This is a genomic window from Microvirga sp. VF16 (genome assembly GCF_016864375.1).
Lineage (GTDB): Bacteria > Pseudomonadota > Alphaproteobacteria > Rhizobiales > Beijerinckiaceae > Microvirga.
This window is the reverse complement of sequence record NZ_CP069354.1, coordinates 2,442,603-2,460,249: the sequence shown is the minus strand read 5'-3', so window position 1 is coordinate 2,460,249 and position 17,647 is coordinate 2,442,603. Positions and strand designations below refer to the sequence as shown.

Genomic DNA, 17,647 nt, shown 5'->3' with positions numbered 1-17,647 from the left:
CGGCTTAGGCGGGCACCAATCGAGCAAAGATGCTGACGTCCAGAAGCGTTACGGCCGATCGGTATGAGGTAATGGCGCCTCCGCATGCACGCGTGGGGGTCCGCTCAGAGGAGCCTCACTCTCCTTCGCAAGGGCTTCAGCTTCGTGGCGGTGTCCAAGGATTTCATAGCCGAGAACTGTGACGGCCGGTGCGAACATAAGGATCACAAGGCAAATCGCCATGTCGACACCGGCGAATGCCACAATCACCGCAAGCGTCGCTACCGCGGCGGTTCCGACCAGCAACCAGACATGAAAGGGATCGAACCGGCCGACAAGATAGGTGTAGAGCGCATAGATCGATCCGAGAAAGACGCCGACCGGAATGGCGACACTAAGCACCGTCGCAGGCGCGCCGATATGGGCCTTGTGCTCAAGAAAGTAGGCTGCAACATGCAGCCCGGCGCCTGTCGCAACGATGGCGGTAACGATCACCATTTGACCGTAGCCCCAGACGAAGGACCGGTTGCGGTGGGCGTGGAGGATCTGCGCCGACGGCAGCATATAATAGACCCACCACATGCCGAAGGTAAGCCCAATGCCAGCGAGACAGACCAGCGCCGCATCTACGGTCCACCCCTGTCCCTCGACCACGGCCGACAGCGTCGCGAGCGTTCCCACGACCCCCTCGCCGAGGGCGATGATCGCAAACAGGCCGTGGCGTTCGACAATATGATGGACATGCCAGGGCGTGCCTCCGTCCCTGTTCTCGGCGATTAAAGGTCCCGCCAGTTCGATGAGCGCGAGGGTGCAACTGAGGATCAAGGTCACGCCGAGCGAGAAGTCGAAAAAGATCAGCACCGCCCAGCCGAGCTGGGCGATCGAGATGGCGACGGCATAGGTCAGGCAAGCACGGCGCCGGGCGGGGTCCTGCTTGGCCGCACGCAGCCATTGGAACACCATGGCGACGCGCATGATCACATAACCGAGCACCATCACCGAGTTGTCGAGGTGTTCGCCGTGCTCAATCGACGCGAACATGCGCGGCAGACCGATGGCCAGGATCAGCACGCCGATCATCTGCACCATGGTGACGAGGCGAAAAATCCAGTCATCCGTATCATAAGCCGAGGAGAACCAAGAGAAATTGACCCAGGCCCAGCAGATGGAGAAACTCGCGAAACCGAAGCCGATCAGGGCAGCGGCGTAGTGGCCCTCCGCCAGCGCATGGGCGAATTGGGAGGCCGCGAGCCCAAAGCTGACGACGAACGTCAGGTCGAACAGGAGTTCGAGCGGGGTCGCGACGCGGTGAGCCTCGTGCGGGTCGCGGCCGCCCATTGGTCGGGTATGATGGTGGAGTGTCTCGGAGCCGGTCGGCGTGGCGTTCATAAACCGTCTCTCGTTGGTGTCCCTAGGGGCAACGCATTTGCGAAAGCGGGGACCGTCACGGGCCAAGGAACCCGACGTTCCGCGGTCCCGATTCTAAAGTAGGCCTAACTGTTTGGCCACAGGGACAGCGCCGGCCAGCCTGCCGGCGGTACGGGCCTGCATTGCGGACGAAATTGCCCCGTGACTGTTGCCCTGCCATTTAACGATCTCTGAGCTACGGCCTTTCTCCGGTTGGCTGCAAGGCAAGAACGGCTTACTGAGGGAACGGCACCCGCGTCCATAACTCGTTGAACGCAATGCTGTCGAAGAACGCTGACGCATTGGTGATCTTTCCATCGCGCAACTGAAGGAACCAGGCATAAGTATTGGCATAAGGTACGCCATCCTTGGCCGTGCCACTCGCGTCGAAGAAGACGATCACGGTATCGCCGTCTGCGTACATCTGGCGAATGGTCGGCTTGAGACCGACGCTCATGCGCGCGTTGAAGGGCCGGATGACTTCGCCAATGAAGGCTTCACGGCTGCCATAGGTTTTCGAAGCCAGCGAATTCCCGGTTATAGTCCACTTCACATTGTCCGCAAGCAGGTCGTAGGGACTGCCGGTACCGGCCGCCCAAGCGTCGAACCCAGGCTGGATAATTGCCTTGTTTGCAGCTTGAATATCGCCTGTCTGGGCTAGGCTGTCTTGAGCACCGGCGATCGGCACCAATCCAGCTACGGCGAAGGCCATGGCGCCGCTGACAGTCCTGCGCTTCGCCGGTTCTGGCATTTTCGTGCTCATCTCTCGGTTCCTTTCAAAAAAGGTCTTGTGACTACCTCGCCCTCTGAAAGTCGCATCGTCTTTAGAACTGCCGGCGGCGGAGATGGCCCGCCGCCGAAAGGTCAGATCTGATTGTCCCAGGCTGCGAGCTGATGGTTTCGCAGCATGTCTTCGATCTTTTTCGGCACCACGTTGCGGAACTTGCCGCTATCGGCGGGAACGATCTCGATCATCCGGTCGATCATTTCCTGCGGGTCCATGCGTCCTTCCGGCGTGGCAAAGAAGTCGTCGAAGCCCCTGCGCAGATCGGCCCGCTTGGTGAAATGCTTATCGTCGTCCAACCAGCGGAAGGGGTTGTCGGCCATCGTCTCGTTGTAGCCGGTGTAGTACGCGCCGGGATTGATCGTCTGGACCTTGTACCGTACGGCGAAAGCTCCTGTTGCAGCGCCTCGGCGATCGATTCCAGCGCATGCTTGGTCGAGACATAGGTTCCCAGTTGGCCGGCGTGAACAGGCCGCCCATGGACGAGGTGAAGACGACCTTGCCCCTCTTGCCCTCCGACACCCAGCGGCGCACGACACCCTGGGTGAGCACCAATGGCAGGAAGACGTTGACCTCGTAGTTCTTGCGGACGAGATCGACGGGTATCTCCCAGACAGGCCCGGCCTCACCCATGCCAGCGTTGTTCCAAAGCACGTCGAAGTCCCATGTCTGCGCCTGGGCGATGTCATAGGGATCCGTCAGGTCGAGGCGTTCGACCCGGAAATTCTGGAGCCCCAGCGCCTTGGCTTCCTCGCGCAGCGGAGTGACCTGCGACGAGACCTGGGTGGTGGCGATAATGTTGTGGCCGTTCTTCGCCATGCCAATGGCGGCGCCCTTGCCGAAGCCGGCCCCCGCGCCGGTGATTAGAATGGTCTTTGACATACGTTGCTCCCGTGGTTTTGGAAACGGAGGTGAAAGCGGGCTCGTCTCAGCGAGTCAGAGCTTCGAAGGCCGCAAAGCCCGCGTGCGCGACTTCAACATCCTGCGCGACAGTGCCGCCGGATACGCCCAGAGCTCCGATGACCTCTCCATCCGGTCCCCTGAGCGGCATGCCGCCGCCGAACGGAGCCAGGCCGCCATTTGTCAGTTCCAGCCCTGGGGCAGGAGCGCCCGGCTTGCAATACTCCCAGACGGCCTCGCTGTTGGCCTGAAACAATACGGCCGTCGAGGCTTTGCGCATGGCAATGTCGATGGATGCCAACACCGCCCCATCCAGGCGCATGATATCGACGACTCAACCCGGTTGAAGGACGAACGGCCTCCTTGCCAGGGCCCTGGCGCAAGTCGTCCCCTTTCGGAGCACTTCCGATTGGCGTGGAACCGGAGGCTGGGCGCGATGCGTTGAAGCTGTGCCATTCCACGCGCGGGAGGTCCGCATGATCCGCTTCGTGTTCACGGTCGTGGCGTTTGCGTGCAGTGTGGCAGTCACGGGCTCCGCCAGCGCGCAGACCGGTGCCTTCCCTGGCCGAGAGCCCGCCAGCTTCTTCGAGCGCCTGTTTGGTGGGCCGATCTCCCCGACCGCGCGGCGGCTGGTCGCCTGGGCCGGCGCCCAGCGTCCCGGCACCATCGTCATCTCCACCAGTCAGCGCCGGCTCTATTTCGTGCTCGGTACCGGACAGGCCATCCAGTACGGCGTCGGCGTCGGGCGCCCGGGCTTCACCTGGACCGGAATCAAGACGGTCAGCATGAAGCGGGAATGGCCATCCTGGAGCCCTCCGGCCGCAATGCGCCGCCGCCGCCCCGATCTGCCGGGCTACATGGAAGGTGGCTTGGGCAACCCGCTGGGCGCCAGGGCGCTTTATCTTGGCTCTTCCATGTACAGGATTCACGGCTCCAATGAGCCGGAGACCATCGGTTATGCCGTCTCGTCCGGCTGCATTCGGATGACCAATGCCGACGTCATCGATCTCTACAACCGGACCCGCATCGGCACCAGGGTCGTGGTATTGCGCTGACATACGCTGGGATGGAATCTTGTTTCTCTCGCCAGTATTCAGCCGACAGACGTGTGGACCGTGCCGGCAGCCATCCCTGACAGGCTGACGTTCAACACTCCGCCAGCAAGATATCCAGATCGGCCGTGGAGCGTTTGCCGAGGTCATCGGCGTTGGTGTCCAGGAATTCACTGGCGGCTCGACGCCCCTCCGCTCGCAGCATCGACACGAAGTCCCACTCGCCATTGAGCTTCGACGATGCCCCGAATTCCGCCAACATGTCGCTCCTGATCCGGTGCGTCCGCATCTGTGCCCAGCGAGCCCCCTCTCCCGTCCCAGGATCAGCCACCTGGCGCAGAAGGGCGATCATGCGAAGTTCCTTCATCAAGGGAGAGTTGAATGAAATCTCGTTGAGGCGGTTGAGGATGTCGGTGGCCGTGCGCGGCATCTCCCTCCGCTCGGGCGGATTGATCTGCACCAGGATGGTGTCATGCGCGTCGCTCTCACGGACCAATGGCGTGATGGTGGGATTGCCCGCATAGCCACCATCCCAATAGAACTCGCCGTCAATTTGAATGGCCGCGAACATGGTTGGAAGGCAGGCGGACGCAAGAAGCACATCGGGCGTGATCTCGCCATTCCGGAAGATACGCCCGCGCCCGGTTCGAACACTCGTCGCCGTGACGAACAACTGGATCGGGGACTGGCTCAGACGGTCGAAATCGACGCTCTCGGCCAGAATTTGGCGCAGCGGATTGAAGCCCGATGGGTTGAGGTCGTAGGGTGAGAGAAGCCTTGATGCCAAGTCCATTGCGACATAGGCCGGGGATGTGTCGAGCGTCCAGCGGCCCATCAGGCGGTCCAGCGGAGATCGTTGCAAGGGGCTGAAGGCCGCGGCGCGCGACACCCGCCGCCAGTATCGGTCAAGCGCATGGCGGGCTCCTTCGGCACCACCCTCGAGCCAGCCATCGGCCAGCACGGCGGCGTTCATTGCACCGGCCGATGTGCCTGAAATGGCCGCGATGCGAAGCCAGGGCTCCTCGAGAAGCCGATCCAGAACCCCCCAGGTGAATGCACCATGAGATCCCCCACCCTGGAGGGCAAGATCGATCAGGACCGGACTTCGTTTCATTGGGTGTCTCCGCCGAGCCTGAAACTCTGAGGAAGATCCGCTCCAAACGTCGTGTCAGCAGGCTGCGACAGGTCAAGTCGCCGCGGCGTCAGTGCCGTGGCATGTCGAAGCCAGCCTCATTTGTTCTGTCTGGAAAGCTATCATGAGAGCGTCGGCCTGGATACGCTCGGCGCCATCATCCTGCGCCAGAAGCTGCCTCGGCGAGAGCTCGAATCTCGACTGGCAACATGCCAGCACGTCCGATCCGTATCGAAGTCTGCGTCGGAGCCAATCATCTCAGCCGTCAGTTGCTGGCTTTGATGTCAGTGGACATTATGGCGAGAGACTCGAGCCTTCCGGGTGTCTCGCAATGTCAAGCCGATGGCCCTGACGGTCAAGCGGACGGTGCAGAATGGCGTAGTCTCATCCTCATACGGTCGCCGTCGAAGAGAACCGCCGGTGCGGCAAGGAACCGTAACTCGCTCAGACGTGCCCATGTTGAGGAGGATAATTCATGCCTCACATATCCGCCTCCCTTGTTGCCCTTATCGCTATCGCATCCGCAATCATTCCCGTGCATGCGGAGGCTCAATCCCGCGATCGACTGGTTGGTCAGAGCAGTCCTCTTGTCCTGAGAGTGAGACCGCGCGGCTCGTCTGGTCAGATTCCTTTGTATCTCGTCGGTTCAACCTACGAGCCCAGGAATGCCTTTGATCCGATCGAGCTTGTCCCTCCGCTTGGCCCTTCGGCCAATAATCTCACGATCGTTCTGCCGATCTCGTCCGCGAGTTGTCGCATCACGCAAGTAAATGCCAGTCGGTTCGCCAGTCCCGGCTGCCTAAGCCGGAACCAATGATGATCCACAGGCCGACATTCGGGCAAGGCGTACTCTAGGCAAGTAGAGTTCATTGAACGCGGCGGCATTGTTCGGACGTGGCATGCCCCCGCGTGGGCCGCCCATGCAGCGACCCGAGCAGCAAGCCCCAGGTGACGGATTGGTCCGCTATCGTGCGCACTCCACGGGCACCCGATAGATGCCATCAACGAGTACCGTACGGCCGGGCACCCCGTTTCTGCCTTCTGCAGACAGCATGGGATAATCTCAGAGTCTACGGATGTTGTCGCAGTCACCATATCCAGAAAGCAACACTCAAGGGTAAACCTTCTGGTTCTCCCCACCGCTCTCGATTCCTGCCTTGACCGCGGGTGCTGCCTCGGCTGCTATGAGCAGGCTGGGAGAGACAAGGGATCAGCAATCCAGGGGGAGCAATGCGTTACCTTCCGCAGTGGCTGTCGTGTAGCATCATGGTTCCGGTTGGCCTCCTCATCGGAGGCGCAAGCAACGCCTTCGCCGCAGACTTGGGGACTCCTGCTCCACCGCCCGTGATCGAGGCTCCCCCCGTGCCGGGGTGGACCTTCCGCTTCGTGCCCTATGGCTGGCTCACCGCCTTGGACGGCACCCAGACCGTGCGCGGACGCTCCGTGAAGGTCGATGCCAGCTTCATCGACATCGTCGAGCACAGCGACACGCTCGTGGCCCTCATGGGCGACTTCGAGGCCCGCAACGGCCCGCTTGCCCTCTTCACCGATTTGGTCTGGAGCAAGATCGGGTTCGAGGGCGGCGATCTCCGCACCCGCGCCCTGGCGCCAGGCATCACGGGAACGTTCGGCGCCTCGCTCAAGCTCGACATCGAAATGGCCATCGCCGAGGTCGGCGCCGCCTATGAGGTCGCCCGCTCCGGCCCAGTTGCTTTCGATATCCTCGGTGGCGCCCGCTACTGGTACCAGGAGGCGGACCTGTCGTTCGCCATCGCGGGCACGGTCGACATCGGCGACCTCCAGGTCGCAGGGGCTCGGGCCTTCGCCCGCTCCGGTTCGGTCGACTGGCTCGACCCCATGATCGGCGCACGGGTGCGCTACACCGTAGCGCCGGGTCATGAGCTCCTCCTGCGCGGCGACATCGGCGGCTTTGGCGTTGGCAGCGATTTCTCCTGGCAAGCCATCGGCGCCTATGGCTTCGAGTTCGGCACCTACCAGGGCATCACGTTCTCGGGCGTGATCGGCTACCGGGCGCTCTACGTCGACTATGTTCAGGGCGAAGGTCGGCGGCGCTACGAGTTCGACATGCTTCAGCATGGACCCATCCTTGGCCTGAGTATGCGGTGGTAACCCGACATGCCCGGAATGGCTGGATCTCCAACGCCGTGCTTAGTGACCTGTCGGTCAGCAAAGGGGAAAAGCAGGAAGTTTGGGTGAGCGGCAGGAAGGTCCACTTTGAGCTTGCCAGCGAACAGTTTCAGAGCCTTTCGCACCTGCTGAAAGTCCGCTTTCGGGACTGATTAAGGTGAAGACGAGCATGCACGTTCTACCCCGTGCCGAACGCGCCACTCAAATTCCCCGCTGCGTGTTACGACACTTCCGAATTTTCATTCAGTTCTCCTATTCGCTCCTGGTCGACACCCGAGCTCGGAGAGACCTGCAGGAAATCCGTCAAAGAGGCTCTCACGTGATCCATGGCGATGCGGGCTGAGGGCGTCATCCGCTTATGTTGCGGGACCAGAATCCCCAGGCCACTTCCGGCCAGTTGAGGTTCTGCCAAGGGCACATGAACAAGCTCCCCCCGTCTGATCTCGTCCAGAAATCCGATGGGGCTGAAGAACCCGATGCCGAGATTTCTCAGAATGACTTGCCGCATGAACTCGATCGAATTCGAGACGATGCGCGGCTCGAGCCTGGCTCCGGACTGGGCAAACTGCGTCGTCATGATCGCGTCGAGAAGCCAGCGGTCGTGCAGCATGACCACCGGGTGCTTGGCGCATTCGGTCAGCGTCACATTCTTGCGACCGGCCAGTGGATGATCCGGCCGCATCACGGCACCGACCGAGGTGGCAAAGGTATCCGTCACCTGGACGCCTTCGAAGCGCCGGTCGGTGAACAGCACTCCGAAATCGGTTCGGCCCGATCGCAGCTCCTCCGCAATGTCACTTGGGTTCACGACGAGCACCGTGAACGTGACTTGTGGGTAGGCGGTTGAAAGCTCCTCGACCACGCGCGGCATAAACCGCAGCGCCAGGGACTCGAGGGAGATGATCCTAACGTGGCCGGTAATGACGCCGGACAGGCTAGCCATCTCCGCCTTGATCCGCTGAAAGTCCGACATGGTGTCGCGGATGTGCCGGAGCAGAACCTCGCCGGCGGCGGTTGGAACAACGCCGTTGGGACGGCGCTCGAACAAGGGCGTCCCCAGATCCTCCTCGAGCTTGAGGATCTGCCGGTTCACCGCCGACGAAGCGACGTTGAGGGCCTCGGCAGCACGGCGAATAGAGCCGAGCCGGGCGACCTGATCGACGTAACGTAGGACGGCGGCGTGCATCAGAGCCTCCTCGGGGGCGCTGCTTTTTCGGCATCGCCTCTGGCGAAATTTAATGCTTCCGGAGATCGCCTGCGCAATCGATAATTCGTCCTGCACCACCCAGAAAATCAGAAAAACACCAGAGACAGGTGCGTGAGCCCAGATGCGGCCGGTCGGCGGCTGCCAGGCAGGAGGAAAACATGAAAGACGGAACTCGGCTTTCACGCCGTACGGTCCTCAAGGCATCGCTTGCTGGACTGGCCATGACCCCCGGATGGGCCCGCTTCGCCCATGCCCAGCACAAAACCACAACCGTCAATTTGCAGCTCGGCTGGCTGGCCAACAATAACCAGCTCGGCGAGGCCTGTGCCAAGAACCTCGGCTATTACGAGGAGGAAGGCATCAACCTCGTCATCCAGCCGGGCGGCCCGAACATCGATGGCGTCGCCGTCGTCGCCTCCGGCCGGCACGAGATCGGTCAGGTCTCTTCGAGCCCGTCCCTCATGCTGGCGGCCTCGCAGAAGATTCCGGTCAAGTGCATCGCGGTCGGGGCACAGGAGCATCCTTACGCCTATTTCTCCCTGCCGAAGAACCCTGTGCGGACACCGCAGGATCTGGTCGGAAAGAAGGTCGGCATCCAGGCGACCGCCCGCGTTCTTCTCAACGCTCTGCTCAAGAAGCACAACATCTCGGAAAAAGATCTCCAGATCGTCGTGATCGGCTCGGACATGAGCCCTCTGCTGACGGGGCAGGTCGACGTGGTCTCCGGATGGCTCACGAACACGACAGCCCTGAAGCCCCTCGGGCCCGACCGCATTGACCTTCGTCTGTGGGACGCCGGCGTCCGCCTCTATGCGCTGCCATATTATTCAACCCAGAGCCTGATCGAGAAGAAACCCGACATGCTCGCGGGCTTCCTCCGAGCCACGGCCAAAGGCTGGGCTTACGCCCGTGCGAACACCGACAAGGCGGTGGACTTCCTGGTCAAGGAATATCCGAATCTCGTCCGCAATGACGAGCTGGAGGCGAGCCAGAGCTTCCTGAAGTTCGCCTTCAACGGCGCAACCAAGGCCAATGGCTGGGGCACCTTCGATAAGGGGGTATGGCAGGAACAGATCGGTCTCTACGACGAGCTGAAGCAGTTCACCGCCGGTGCGCCGAAGCTCGATGACGTCGTCACGACCGCGATCCTCGAGAAGAGCGCGGACGGTCGTCCGAAGATCGGGTGAGGATGCCATGCTGAACACGATGAGCTATCAAGCCCAAATTCATCCTTCGCTGGCCGCCACTGCCCTTCCGGCCGTGGAGTGCCAAGGCGTGACAGTGCGCTTCACGACCGAGCGCGGCACGGTGACAGCGTTGGAGAACATCGACCTGACGGTGCCTCAGGGCAGCTTCCTGAGCCTGCTGGGTCCCTCGGGTTGCGGCAAGTCCACTCTGCTGCGCGTCGTGGCCGACCTGATCGCTCCCACATCCGGCAAGATCCGGGTGAATGGGGAGGCTCCCGAGGTCGCCCGCCGCAACCGCGAGATCGGCTTCGTCTTCCAGGATGCCGCTCTCCTGCCATGGCGGACAGCATTGGAAAACGTCATGCTCCCACTCGAGGTTGGAGGGGTGCGGCGGTCGAGCAACCGTGACCCGAGAGAACTCCTGGCCCTGGTCGGTCTCTCGGGTTGGGAGGAAGCATATCCGCATGAGCTCTCCGGCGGCATGCGGCAGCGCGTGTCGATTGCCCGTGCTCTCGTGTCAGGACCGAAGCTCCTCCTGATGGATGAGCCATTCGGCGCTCTCGACGAGATCACCCGCGACCGGCTCAACGAGGAGCTCTTGCAGGTCTGGGAATCGACCGGAACGACCATTCTGTTCGTCACCCACTCGATCTACGAGGCGGCGTTCCTGGGTCAGGAGGTTCTCCTTCTGGCAGCGCGTCCTGGCCGCGTGCGCGAATTGGTCGACGTGAACCTTCCTACCCCCCGGCGCCTGCCTCAACGGGAAACCGCCGAGTTCGTCGAACTCGCCGGACACCTGCGCCGTGTTCTGGAGACGTGCTGATGAGCCAGACAGTCCTTTCTCCTGCCGTATCCGCGGTCAACTTCGGTGGTGCCTTCGCCAACGACGAAGCGGAACAGGCACGCTTCATTGCCGCTCAGCGGCGCCTCGCCTGGCGCAAGCGGTTATTGCCCATCGTCGCTATCTTAGGACTGATCGTCCTCTGGGGTGCGGTGGTCGCGGTGTTCGACGTGCAGCCGTTCATCGCTCCATCACCCTGGGCCGTAGCAAGCGTTCTGGTTGCGAAGGCCGACATCCTGTTCGCCAACCTTGTGCCGACAGCAACCGAGGCAGTGCTTGGATTTCTGCTCGGCAATCTGATCGCAATCGTGATCGCAACCGCATTCGTCTACAGCAAGGCTGCGGAGGAAGCCTTCTTCCCTGTCGCCGTGATGATCAACACCATTCCTGTGGTCGCCAAGGCGCCCATCCTGGTGCTGCTGCTCGGCAACGGAATGGAACCGAAGATCGCTATCGCGGCGCTGGTTTGCTTCTTCCCGACGCTGGTGAACATGACCCGCGGCCTGCGTGACGTGAATCCACAGGCGCTCGAACTCATGAAGGTTCTCTCGGCCAGCCCGCGCGAAGTCTTCTGGAAGCTTCGGGTCAGAAACTCGCTGCCGTACCTGTTCTCGGCGCTCAAGATCGCCGCCTCCATGGCCGTCATCGGCGCCATCGTCGGCGAGTGGATCGGCTCTACGAATGGCATCGGCGCTCTGATCATCCAGGCCACGTACAACTTCGACTCGCCGCTGCTCTACGCCACGATCGTGGTCGGCTCCACCTTCTCGGCCGTGTTCTTCGGTCTGGTTTCGATGCTGGAGCGTCGCCTGCTGAAGTGGAACACCGCCCGCGCGAACTGATGCGCCGGCCCTGCAACAAGGACAAGTACAATGACTTCGACTCGTGACTTCATCTCTGAAGACGGTGGCTCTGTGCCTGTCGCCGCTCGCGCCAATCTCGTCGTGGTCGGTGGCGGACCGGCAGGTATCTCCGCTGCAGTGGCGGGCGCCCGCCAGGGCCTCTCGGTCATCCTGCTGGAACGCTATGCCTATCTCGGCGGCCTTGCCTCCGGTGGCATGGTTCTCGTCCTTGATGACATGTGCAATGGCACCGAGATCAGCGTTCGGGGCCTCTGTACCGAAATGATCGACCGCATGGAGCGGCTCGGGCTTTGCGTCACGCCACCGGAGGAAGAACGCGTTTCGGATTGGAATCTGTGGCGCAAGTGGTCCCGCTGGGGGGTGTTCGACTTCCACTCGCACCAGAAGCCGCAGCCGATCTGCTACGCCGCTGCCTTCGATCCCGACGGGTTCAAGCGCGTCGCCAACGATATGGTGGCGGAAGCCAAGATCCAGCTGCGCCTGCACTCCTGGTTCTCGAAGACCATCGTCGAAGACGGTCAGGCGAAGGGTGTGATCGTCGAGAGCAAGGAAGGACGCCAAGCCATCCTGGGCGACGTCATTGTCGATGCAACGGGTGACCTAGATGTCGCCGCCTCTGCCGGCGCACCCTTCATCAAGGGTAGCTACATCGTCACGACCGTGTTCCGCCTTGGCGGCGTGAATGCGGAAGAGGCGGAGCGGTTCGAGTTCGAGGAGCCCGACGCCTTTCACGCCATCGACCGTGAAGCCAAGAAGATCATGGGTGGTTCCTGGGACAAGTGGTGGCTGAAGACTCCGCTGCCGGGAATCGTCTGGTGCAACTGCCCGCACATGGTGAACCATGACGGGTTGAGCGTCGCCGATCTGACCCGGGCCGACTTCGAGGGCAGAACCCGCATCGCGGCGCTGCTGGAGTTCGTCCGCGCCAAGCTGCCGGGCTTCCAGAACGCCTTCATCGTCGATGTGGCGCCCCAGCTCGGAATCCGGCAGACGCGGCTCCTGGAAGGGCAGTACGTGATGACCAAGGAGGATGTGGCACAGCGGCGCCATTTCCCGGACAGCGTGGCCCGTGGGCGCGACTACTACTATCCTTACCGCTCGCTTCTGCCTCAGGGGATCGACCAGCTGTTGGTCGCAGGGCGTCACTACTCGGCGACCTCGTCGGCGCAACGCATCTCGCGCGAGATTCCCCCCTGCATGGCCATGGGCGAGGCGGTCGGCGTGGCAGCGGCGGTTGCGCTCGAAGCGAACACCTCCGTTGGTCTCATCGATGTGAAATCCCTGCAGGCCCGCCTGAGGGCGCAGGGCGCCGACCCCGGCGATGTTCCCGCGTCAAACGCGACAACTGAAATTGTGGAGGCCGCAGAATGAACGCCCATACCACTACGCCTGTGGCGCAGCCGCTCACCGGTATCAAGGTCATCGACTTTACGCAGGTGATGCTTGGCCCCTGCGCCACCCAGGTCCTTGCCGATTACGGCGCGGACGTGATCAAGATCGAACGGCCCGGTGCGGGCGACCTGTCCCGGACCTCCATCGCCGATGATCCGGACGGATTGAACAATCCGGTGTTCTGCAGCCTGAACCGGAACAAGCGTTCGATTGCCCTCGACCTGCGCAATCCGGCCGGCAAGGAAATCGTGTACAGCCTGATCCGCAACGCCGACGTGGTGGTCAACAACTTCCGCGCCGGCGTGATGGAGCGCATGGGCTTCGGGTATGAGGATCTGGTTAAGATCAATCCCCGGATCATCTGCGCCTTCGGATCGGGTTTTGGGCAATCTGGTCCATTGTCCCACAAGGGCGGACAGGACGTGCTGGCTCAGGCCCTCTCGGGGGTCATGGCGCGTCGAGCCGATCCGAGCCTGCCGCTGTCGATCTATCCGACCGCGCTCGCCGACTACACGGCCGGAATGCACCTCGTGCAGGCCATCCTTCTCGCCTTGCTGCAGCGGGAAAGGACAGGCGCGGGTCAGCAGGTGTCGGTGTCGCTCTATGACTCCATGCTGGCCATGCAGATGCAGGAAGCCGCCATGTGGCTCCAGCGCCGCCGCGACCTGAACTGGGCGGCCTTCCCGCTGACGGGTGTCTTCGAGACGACCGATGGTGCCCTCGTGCTCGTCGGCGCCTTCAAGGCCAATCCGCTGCGCGATATCTGTGCGGCCCTTGAGCTTCCTGACCTGTCCGAGGAGGCACGGTATGCCACCTTCGCCGGACAGGTCGAGCACAAGGCGGACCTGCAGGCCCGGTTCCGGGAGCGCTTCCGCTCCAACACCACGGCCTTCTGGCTCGCGCGGCTCGAGGAGCAGGACCTGTTGTGCGCTCCGGTCCAGAACCTTCCGGAGGCGCTCGCGTCGGAGCAGACGGCTACGAATGGGACCGTCATCGAGCTCGACGCGACGGCCGAGGGAATTAACGAACCTGTGCGGCTGATCGGGACGCCGCTCACCATGAGCGCCTGCGGCTTCCAGATCCGCCATGCGCCCCCGAGCCTGGGCGAGCATGGGGAGGAGATCCTGCACGAACTGGGCTACGACAGCGCGCGTATCGAAGACCTCAAGCGTGAAAGGATCGTAGTATGAGCGTCCTATACGAGGTCACGAACGGGGTTGCCCGTGTCACGATCAATCGTCCTGATCGGATGAACGCGGTCGATCAGGAAACCGAGGCCGCCTTGATCGAAATCTGGGAGCGGATCCAGCGCGATCGCTCCGTCCGCGTGGTTGTGTTGACCGGTGCCGGCGAGCGTGCGTTTTCGGCCGGTGCCGATGTGAAGTCCGGCAGCGGTTCGTCCGGTCTCGAGTACTGGGCGGCGCCGCGGCCAGGCGGGTTCGGCGGCATTGCCCTGCGCGATACGCTCGATGTTCCTGTCATCGCACGAGTCAACGGCCACGCGCTGGGTGGAGGGTTCGAGATGGTGCTCGGCTGCGACATCGTCGTGGCCGCCGAGCATGCGTCGTTCGGGTTGCCCGAACCCCGGATCGGACGGTTGGCCCTCGACGGCGGCATTGCGGTTCTGCCGCGTCGGATCCCTCACGTGTGGGCGATGGGGATGCTGCTCACCGGCAGGCGGGTCCCTGCCACGGAGGCCCTGCGCTTCGGCCTCGTCAACGAGGTTGTCGCCGGAGCGGAGCTCGATGAAGCCGTGGAACGCTGGGTGAACGATATTCTGGCCTGTGCGCCACTCTCCATCCGCGCCATCAAGCAGATGGTTCGCGCAGGCAGCCGCCTGACACCGCAGGAGGCGCAAGGCCTGCGCTTGCCCGCCTTGGTTGAGGCCCTGCAGTCGCAGGACCAGGATGAGGGGGTGCGTGCGTTCCAGGAGAAGCGCGCCCCGGTGTGGCAGGGCCGATAGGGAGGCTCCGATGGCCTATGTGATTGCATCCGCCTGCATCGACGTGAAGGACGGGGATTGCCAGACAGCCTGTCCCGTGGAGTGCATCTACGAGGGCGGGCGGATGATGTACATCCATCAGGACGAGTGCATCAGCTGCGGTCTCTGCCTGTCGGTTTGCCCTGTACAGGCGATCTTCGATGAGGCCGATCTGCCACCGCACGAAGCAGGGTTCCAGGCGATCAACGCGGAGTTCTTTGGTCCTGACGTGACCGGCTGGGGCAGTCCCGGCGGTGCTTCGCCGAAATTTATCACCAACCGCGATCATCCGATCGTGTCTGTTTACGCGGCTTCCTCGGCTTCTATTGACGCAGCCTGAAGGCCGGGTTCACAAGAGGGCTCAAGACATGCTCGATTCCAAGACATCCGAGGCTATCCCGGAATGCGGTACAGGGCGGCGTTTATCTGGCGTGATCGCGGCCATTGCGACCCCGATCACCTCGACAGGCGAACCCGATATTGATCGCTTCATCGCTCTCGCCGAGCATCTCCTGTTTCACGGCTGTGACGGACTGAATATTCTCGGCACCACAGGTGAGGCCACATCGTTCACGCGTGAGCAACGTATGGCTCTGATGTCGGCAGTGGCCGATGCAGGCCTGCCTCTGCATCGACTGATGGTTGGCACCGGCGCGGCAGCAATCAGGGACGCACTTGTGCTGACCCGACATGCCGCAGAGATCGGCTTTGCGGGCGCCCTCGTGCTGCCACCGTTCTATTACAAGGGTGTGTCGGATGACGGGATCATCCGCCTCATCGAGGCGATCGTCGAGGAAACCCGATTTCGGCCCATTTCGATCTACCTGTACCATTTCCTCGTAATGTCAGGCGTGCCGTATACGGTCGATTTGGTCCAGCAGCTTCGATCCGAGTTCGGCGAGCGCATTGCCGGCGTGAAAGATTCCTCGGGCGATCTTGATTATGCACGACGGGTGGCGGCACTCTCTCCGAGCCTGCAGGTCTTCCCGTCCAATGAAGCGGTCCTGCTCGAAGCGCGTGCTGGCGTATTCGCCGGATGTATCTCAGCGACTGCCAACCTGAACGCGGATCTATGCGCACGGGCCTTCCATGACGGTGACGAACGGGCCTTGGCCGCAGCGGTGTCAATCCGGCGGATTTTCGATGGCCGGCCTCTCGTTCCCGGAGTCAAGGCCGTCCTGGCCCATATTCATCACGATCCGTCCTTGGCGGTGCCGTTGCCGCCGCTCGTTCCATTGAGCGAGAATGAGCGCCAATCCGTCGTGGAGGCATTCGAATATCATCGGAGCGTGCCGCATTGAAGAGTTGACTTGCCTATGCCGGTCCTCGCCCGACTGCCGGTACGGTGCGTATCGGCCTGATCCTCCAGTTCGGATCCTTCATACCTCGTTGGCACTCCAGGCTTAGCTCTCAGGCTTGCCCTCCACCTACGCGATTGAGCGTGATCAGTCGATCCGGGCCCATTTCCTCAAGTGAGTTGATGCCGAGAAGACCCATGTTGCGGTTGATCTCCGTCGACAGAATACTGATTGCTTGGCTGACACCAGCCTCGCCTCCGATTGCTGCCGCATAAACGAACGGGCGGCCGACGAACACGAACGTTGCGCCGAGGCCAATGGCTTTCAGCACATCGGAGCCTCGCCGTACACCGCCGTCCATCATGACTGGGATTGCCGCTCCCACGGCATCCGCAATGTCCGGCAGGACGCGGAGAGGCGAGACCGCGCCATCGAGTTGCCGGCCACCGTGGTTCGAGACGACGATGCCGTCGACGCCGCTGTCCCGGGCAATGCAGGCATCCTCCCTGGACATGATTCCCTTGACGACCAAGCGTCCCTTCCACCGATCGCGGATCAGTTCCAGATGATGCCAGTTCAAGTGGTCCTTGGCGCCGAAGTCCCGCATCACGCTCTTGGCCAGAATCGGTGCGCCACGCGTCGCGTGGGAATTCTCGAAGTGGGGCATGCCGTGCCTGAGCAACGTTCGCAGGAACGTGTTCAGCGTCCAGTTCGGCCGTATCATGCCATCCCAGGCAAGGCGTAAACTGGGACGAAGCGGAGTGGAGAAGCCGCTTCGAATGTTATTCTCGCGATTGGCCAGAACTGCCGTGTCCACGGTCAGCACGAGTGTCCCAAAGCCCGCCTTCTCCACCCGCTCCAGCAGAGCGAGGATCCGGTCCGGTTCACCCGGCAGATATGCCTGAAACCAAGCCGCAGGATTCGCCTTGACGACGTCCTCTAGACGAATGAGGGAGGATCCACTCATGATCATGGGGATATTCGCCTGCCCGGCTGCGCATGCCAGGACCAGATCGCCGCGGTAGGCGGACAAAGCGCTGATGCCCATGGGAGCGATCCCGAAGGGAGCCGCGTATGTGCGGCCGAACAGTTCGACGCTCTGCGTTCGCTTGGACACGTCGACGAGCACCCGCGGGGCAAAGCCGAACTCCTCGAATGCCGACCGGTTATCGCGGAGGGAGGCATTGGTTTCGGCGGCGCCCGAGACGTATCCGAAGATCGGCCGCGGCAGGTGGCGGCGTGCCGCAGATTCGAAGTCGTCGAGTGCCAGAATCCGGCGAAGGCGCCGCGGGAGAGCGGCAGGAGGCGTCCGCACCGTAGCCTGGACAGGCGTTGCTTTGAGGTCCGCCGTGGAACGGTCAAGACCGCGCGGCATGTCAGAAATCCCCATGGCCTTCTTGTCTTTGATGTCTCGTGGATGAGGGACAGAGCCGTGCCTTCGCAAAGCTTACGCCGCTTCGAGTGGAAGGCCCGGCT

16 protein-coding genes and 1 pseudogene are annotated in these 17,647 nt (G+C 62.3%); 10 read left to right on the top strand and 7 right to left on the bottom strand.

The features are described from left to right. Window positions 1–48: 48 nt before the first annotated feature. The 4 genes and pseudogenes from JO965_RS11670 to JO965_RS11655 form a co-directional block, all read right to left on the bottom strand. Window positions 49–1,368 (bottom strand): low temperature requirement protein A, encoded by a 1,320-nt coding sequence (locus JO965_RS11670; protein WP_203443768.1) that lies wholly within the window; start codon window positions 1,366–1,368, stop codon window positions 49–51. A 253-nt stretch (window positions 1,369–1,621) separates the two neighbouring features. Continuing rightward, window positions 1,622–2,149 (bottom strand): nuclear transport factor 2 family protein, encoded by a 528-nt coding sequence (locus JO965_RS11665; RefSeq protein WP_246776827.1) that lies wholly within the window; start codon window positions 2,147–2,149, stop codon window positions 1,622–1,624. A gap of 101 nt (window positions 2,150–2,250) precedes the next feature. Then, window positions 2,251–3,052: pseudogene (locus tag JO965_RS11660) on the bottom strand (SDR family oxidoreductase). Window positions 3,053–3,098: 46 nt separating this feature from the next. Further along, window positions 3,099–3,374 carry a heme-binding protein gene (locus JO965_RS11655; protein ID WP_246776824.1) on the bottom strand — a complete coding sequence of 92 codons (276 nt, stop codon included), beginning with the start codon at window positions 3,372–3,374 and terminating at the stop codon, window positions 3,099–3,101. A 172-nt stretch (window positions 3,375–3,546) separates the two neighbouring features. Between JO965_RS11655 and JO965_RS11650 the strand changes: the two genes are divergently transcribed. Further along, window positions 3,547–4,125: a L,D-transpeptidase gene (locus JO965_RS11650; RefSeq protein ID WP_203443766.1), complete on the top strand. Its 579-nt coding sequence runs from the start codon at window positions 3,547–3,549 to the stop codon at window positions 4,123–4,125. Between the two features lie 91 nt (window positions 4,126–4,216). Here JO965_RS11650 and JO965_RS11645 read toward each other — a convergent pair whose 3' ends face one another. Beyond that, complete coding sequence (locus JO965_RS11645; protein WP_203443765.1) at window positions 4,217–5,236, bottom strand: patatin-like phospholipase family protein; 1,020 nt, start codon at window positions 5,234–5,236, stop codon at window positions 4,217–4,219. 1,248 nt (window positions 5,237–6,484) lie between these two features. Between JO965_RS11645 and JO965_RS11640 the strand changes: the two genes are divergently transcribed. Further along, on the top strand, window positions 6,485–7,384 hold the full coding sequence (locus JO965_RS11640; protein WP_203443764.1) for a hypothetical protein: 900 nt from the start codon (window positions 6,485–6,487) through the stop codon (window positions 7,382–7,384). 238 nt (window positions 7,385–7,622) lie between these two features. Here JO965_RS11640 and JO965_RS11635 read toward each other — a convergent pair whose 3' ends face one another. Beyond that, window positions 7,623–8,588, bottom strand: a complete 966-nt coding sequence (locus JO965_RS11635) for a LysR family transcriptional regulator (protein WP_203443763.1) — start codon at window positions 8,586–8,588, stop codon at window positions 7,623–7,625. A gap of 179 nt (window positions 8,589–8,767) precedes the next feature. Here JO965_RS11635 and JO965_RS11630 point away from each other — a divergent pair, with 179 nt between their 5' ends. Genes JO965_RS11630 through JO965_RS11595 form a run of 8 tightly spaced genes read left to right on the top strand, consistent with a single transcriptional unit; the run spans window position 8,768 to window position 16,174 of the window. Next, the gene (locus JO965_RS11630; protein WP_203443762.1) at window positions 8,768–9,796 is read left to right on the top strand and encodes an ABC transporter substrate-binding protein; all 1,029 of its coding nucleotides are present in this window, start codon (window positions 8,768–8,770) and stop codon (window positions 9,794–9,796) included. Window positions 9,797–9,815: 19 nt separating this feature from the next. Continuing rightward, a complete protein-coding gene (locus JO965_RS11625) occupies window positions 9,816–10,619 on the top strand; it encodes an ABC transporter ATP-binding protein (protein WP_203444153.1) in 804 nt (267 codons plus the stop codon). After that, complete coding sequence (locus JO965_RS11620; RefSeq protein ID WP_203443761.1) at window positions 10,619–11,479, top strand: ABC transporter permease; 861 nt, start codon at window positions 10,619–10,621, stop codon at window positions 11,477–11,479. The genes JO965_RS11625 and JO965_RS11620 overlap by 1 nt, the downstream gene beginning before the upstream one ends. 30 nt (window positions 11,480–11,509) lie before the next feature. Further along, window positions 11,510–12,871, top strand: a complete 1,362-nt coding sequence (locus JO965_RS11615) for an FAD-dependent oxidoreductase (RefSeq protein ID WP_203443760.1) — start codon at window positions 11,510–11,512, stop codon at window positions 12,869–12,871. Next, window positions 12,868–14,082, top strand: a complete 1,215-nt coding sequence (locus tag JO965_RS11610; RefSeq protein ID WP_203443759.1) for a CaiB/BaiF CoA-transferase family protein — start codon at window positions 12,868–12,870, stop codon at window positions 14,080–14,082. Before JO965_RS11615 ends, JO965_RS11610 begins: the two co-directional genes overlap by 4 nt. Continuing rightward, window positions 14,079–14,855 (top strand): enoyl-CoA hydratase-related protein, encoded by a 777-nt coding sequence (locus JO965_RS11605; RefSeq protein WP_203443758.1) that lies wholly within the window; start codon window positions 14,079–14,081, stop codon window positions 14,853–14,855. The genes JO965_RS11610 and JO965_RS11605 overlap by 4 nt, the downstream gene beginning before the upstream one ends. Before the next feature lie 10 nt (window positions 14,856–14,865). Next, the gene (locus tag JO965_RS11600) at window positions 14,866–15,213 is read left to right on the top strand and encodes a 4Fe-4S binding protein (protein WP_203443757.1); all 348 of its coding nucleotides are present in this window, start codon (window positions 14,866–14,868) and stop codon (window positions 15,211–15,213) included. 28 nt (window positions 15,214–15,241) lie between these two features. Beyond that, window positions 15,242–16,174: a dihydrodipicolinate synthase family protein gene (locus JO965_RS11595; protein ID WP_203443756.1), complete on the top strand. Its 933-nt coding sequence runs from the start codon at window positions 15,242–15,244 to the stop codon at window positions 16,172–16,174. A 109-nt stretch (window positions 16,175–16,283) separates the two neighbouring features. Here JO965_RS11595 and JO965_RS11590 read toward each other — a convergent pair whose 3' ends face one another. Further along, window positions 16,284–17,546 (bottom strand): alpha-hydroxy acid oxidase, encoded by a 1,263-nt coding sequence (locus tag JO965_RS11590; RefSeq protein ID WP_246776822.1) that lies wholly within the window; start codon window positions 17,544–17,546, stop codon window positions 16,284–16,286. Window positions 17,547–17,647 lie beyond the last annotated feature (101 nt).

What these genes read in the sequence shown, in the direction of transcription:
- JO965_RS11645 (WP_203443765.1), bottom strand. Translation starts at nt 5,236, where the DNA reads ATGAAACGAAGTCCGGTCCTGATCGATCTTGCCCTCCAGGGTGGGGGA.
- JO965_RS11670 (WP_203443768.1), bottom strand. Translation starts at nt 1,368, where the DNA reads ATGAACGCCACGCCGACCGGCTCCGAGACACTCCACCATCATACCCGA.
- JO965_RS11635 (WP_203443763.1), bottom strand. Translation starts at nt 8,588, where the DNA reads ATGCACGCCGCCGTCCTACGTTACGTCGATCAGGTCGCCCGGCTCGGC.
- JO965_RS11600 (WP_203443757.1), top strand. Translation starts at nt 14,866, where the DNA reads ATGGCCTATGTGATTGCATCCGCCTGCATCGACGTGAAGGACGGGGAT.
- JO965_RS11665 (WP_246776827.1), bottom strand. Translation starts at nt 2,149, where the DNA reads ATGAGCACGAAAATGCCAGAACCGGCGAAGCGCAGGACTGTCAGCGGC.
- JO965_RS11610 (WP_203443759.1), top strand. Translation starts at nt 12,868, where the DNA reads ATGAACGCCCATACCACTACGCCTGTGGCGCAGCCGCTCACCGGTATC.
- JO965_RS11620 (WP_203443761.1), top strand. Translation starts at nt 10,619, where the DNA reads ATGAGCCAGACAGTCCTTTCTCCTGCCGTATCCGCGGTCAACTTCGGT.
- JO965_RS11640 (WP_203443764.1), top strand. Translation starts at nt 6,485, where the DNA reads ATGCGTTACCTTCCGCAGTGGCTGTCGTGTAGCATCATGGTTCCGGTT.
- JO965_RS11595 (WP_203443756.1), top strand. Translation starts at nt 15,242, where the DNA reads ATGCTCGATTCCAAGACATCCGAGGCTATCCCGGAATGCGGTACAGGG.
- JO965_RS11625 (WP_203444153.1), top strand. Translation starts at nt 9,816, where the DNA reads ATGAGCTATCAAGCCCAAATTCATCCTTCGCTGGCCGCCACTGCCCTT.
- JO965_RS11615 (WP_203443760.1), top strand. Translation starts at nt 11,510, where the DNA reads ATGACTTCGACTCGTGACTTCATCTCTGAAGACGGTGGCTCTGTGCCT.
- JO965_RS11590 (WP_246776822.1), bottom strand. Translation starts at nt 17,546, where the DNA reads ATGCCGCGCGGTCTTGACCGTTCCACGGCGGACCTCAAAGCAACGCCT.
- JO965_RS11605 (WP_203443758.1), top strand. Translation starts at nt 14,079, where the DNA reads ATGAGCGTCCTATACGAGGTCACGAACGGGGTTGCCCGTGTCACGATC.
- JO965_RS11630 (WP_203443762.1), top strand. Translation starts at nt 8,768, where the DNA reads ATGAAAGACGGAACTCGGCTTTCACGCCGTACGGTCCTCAAGGCATCG.
- JO965_RS11650 (WP_203443766.1), top strand. Translation starts at nt 3,547, where the DNA reads ATGATCCGCTTCGTGTTCACGGTCGTGGCGTTTGCGTGCAGTGTGGCA.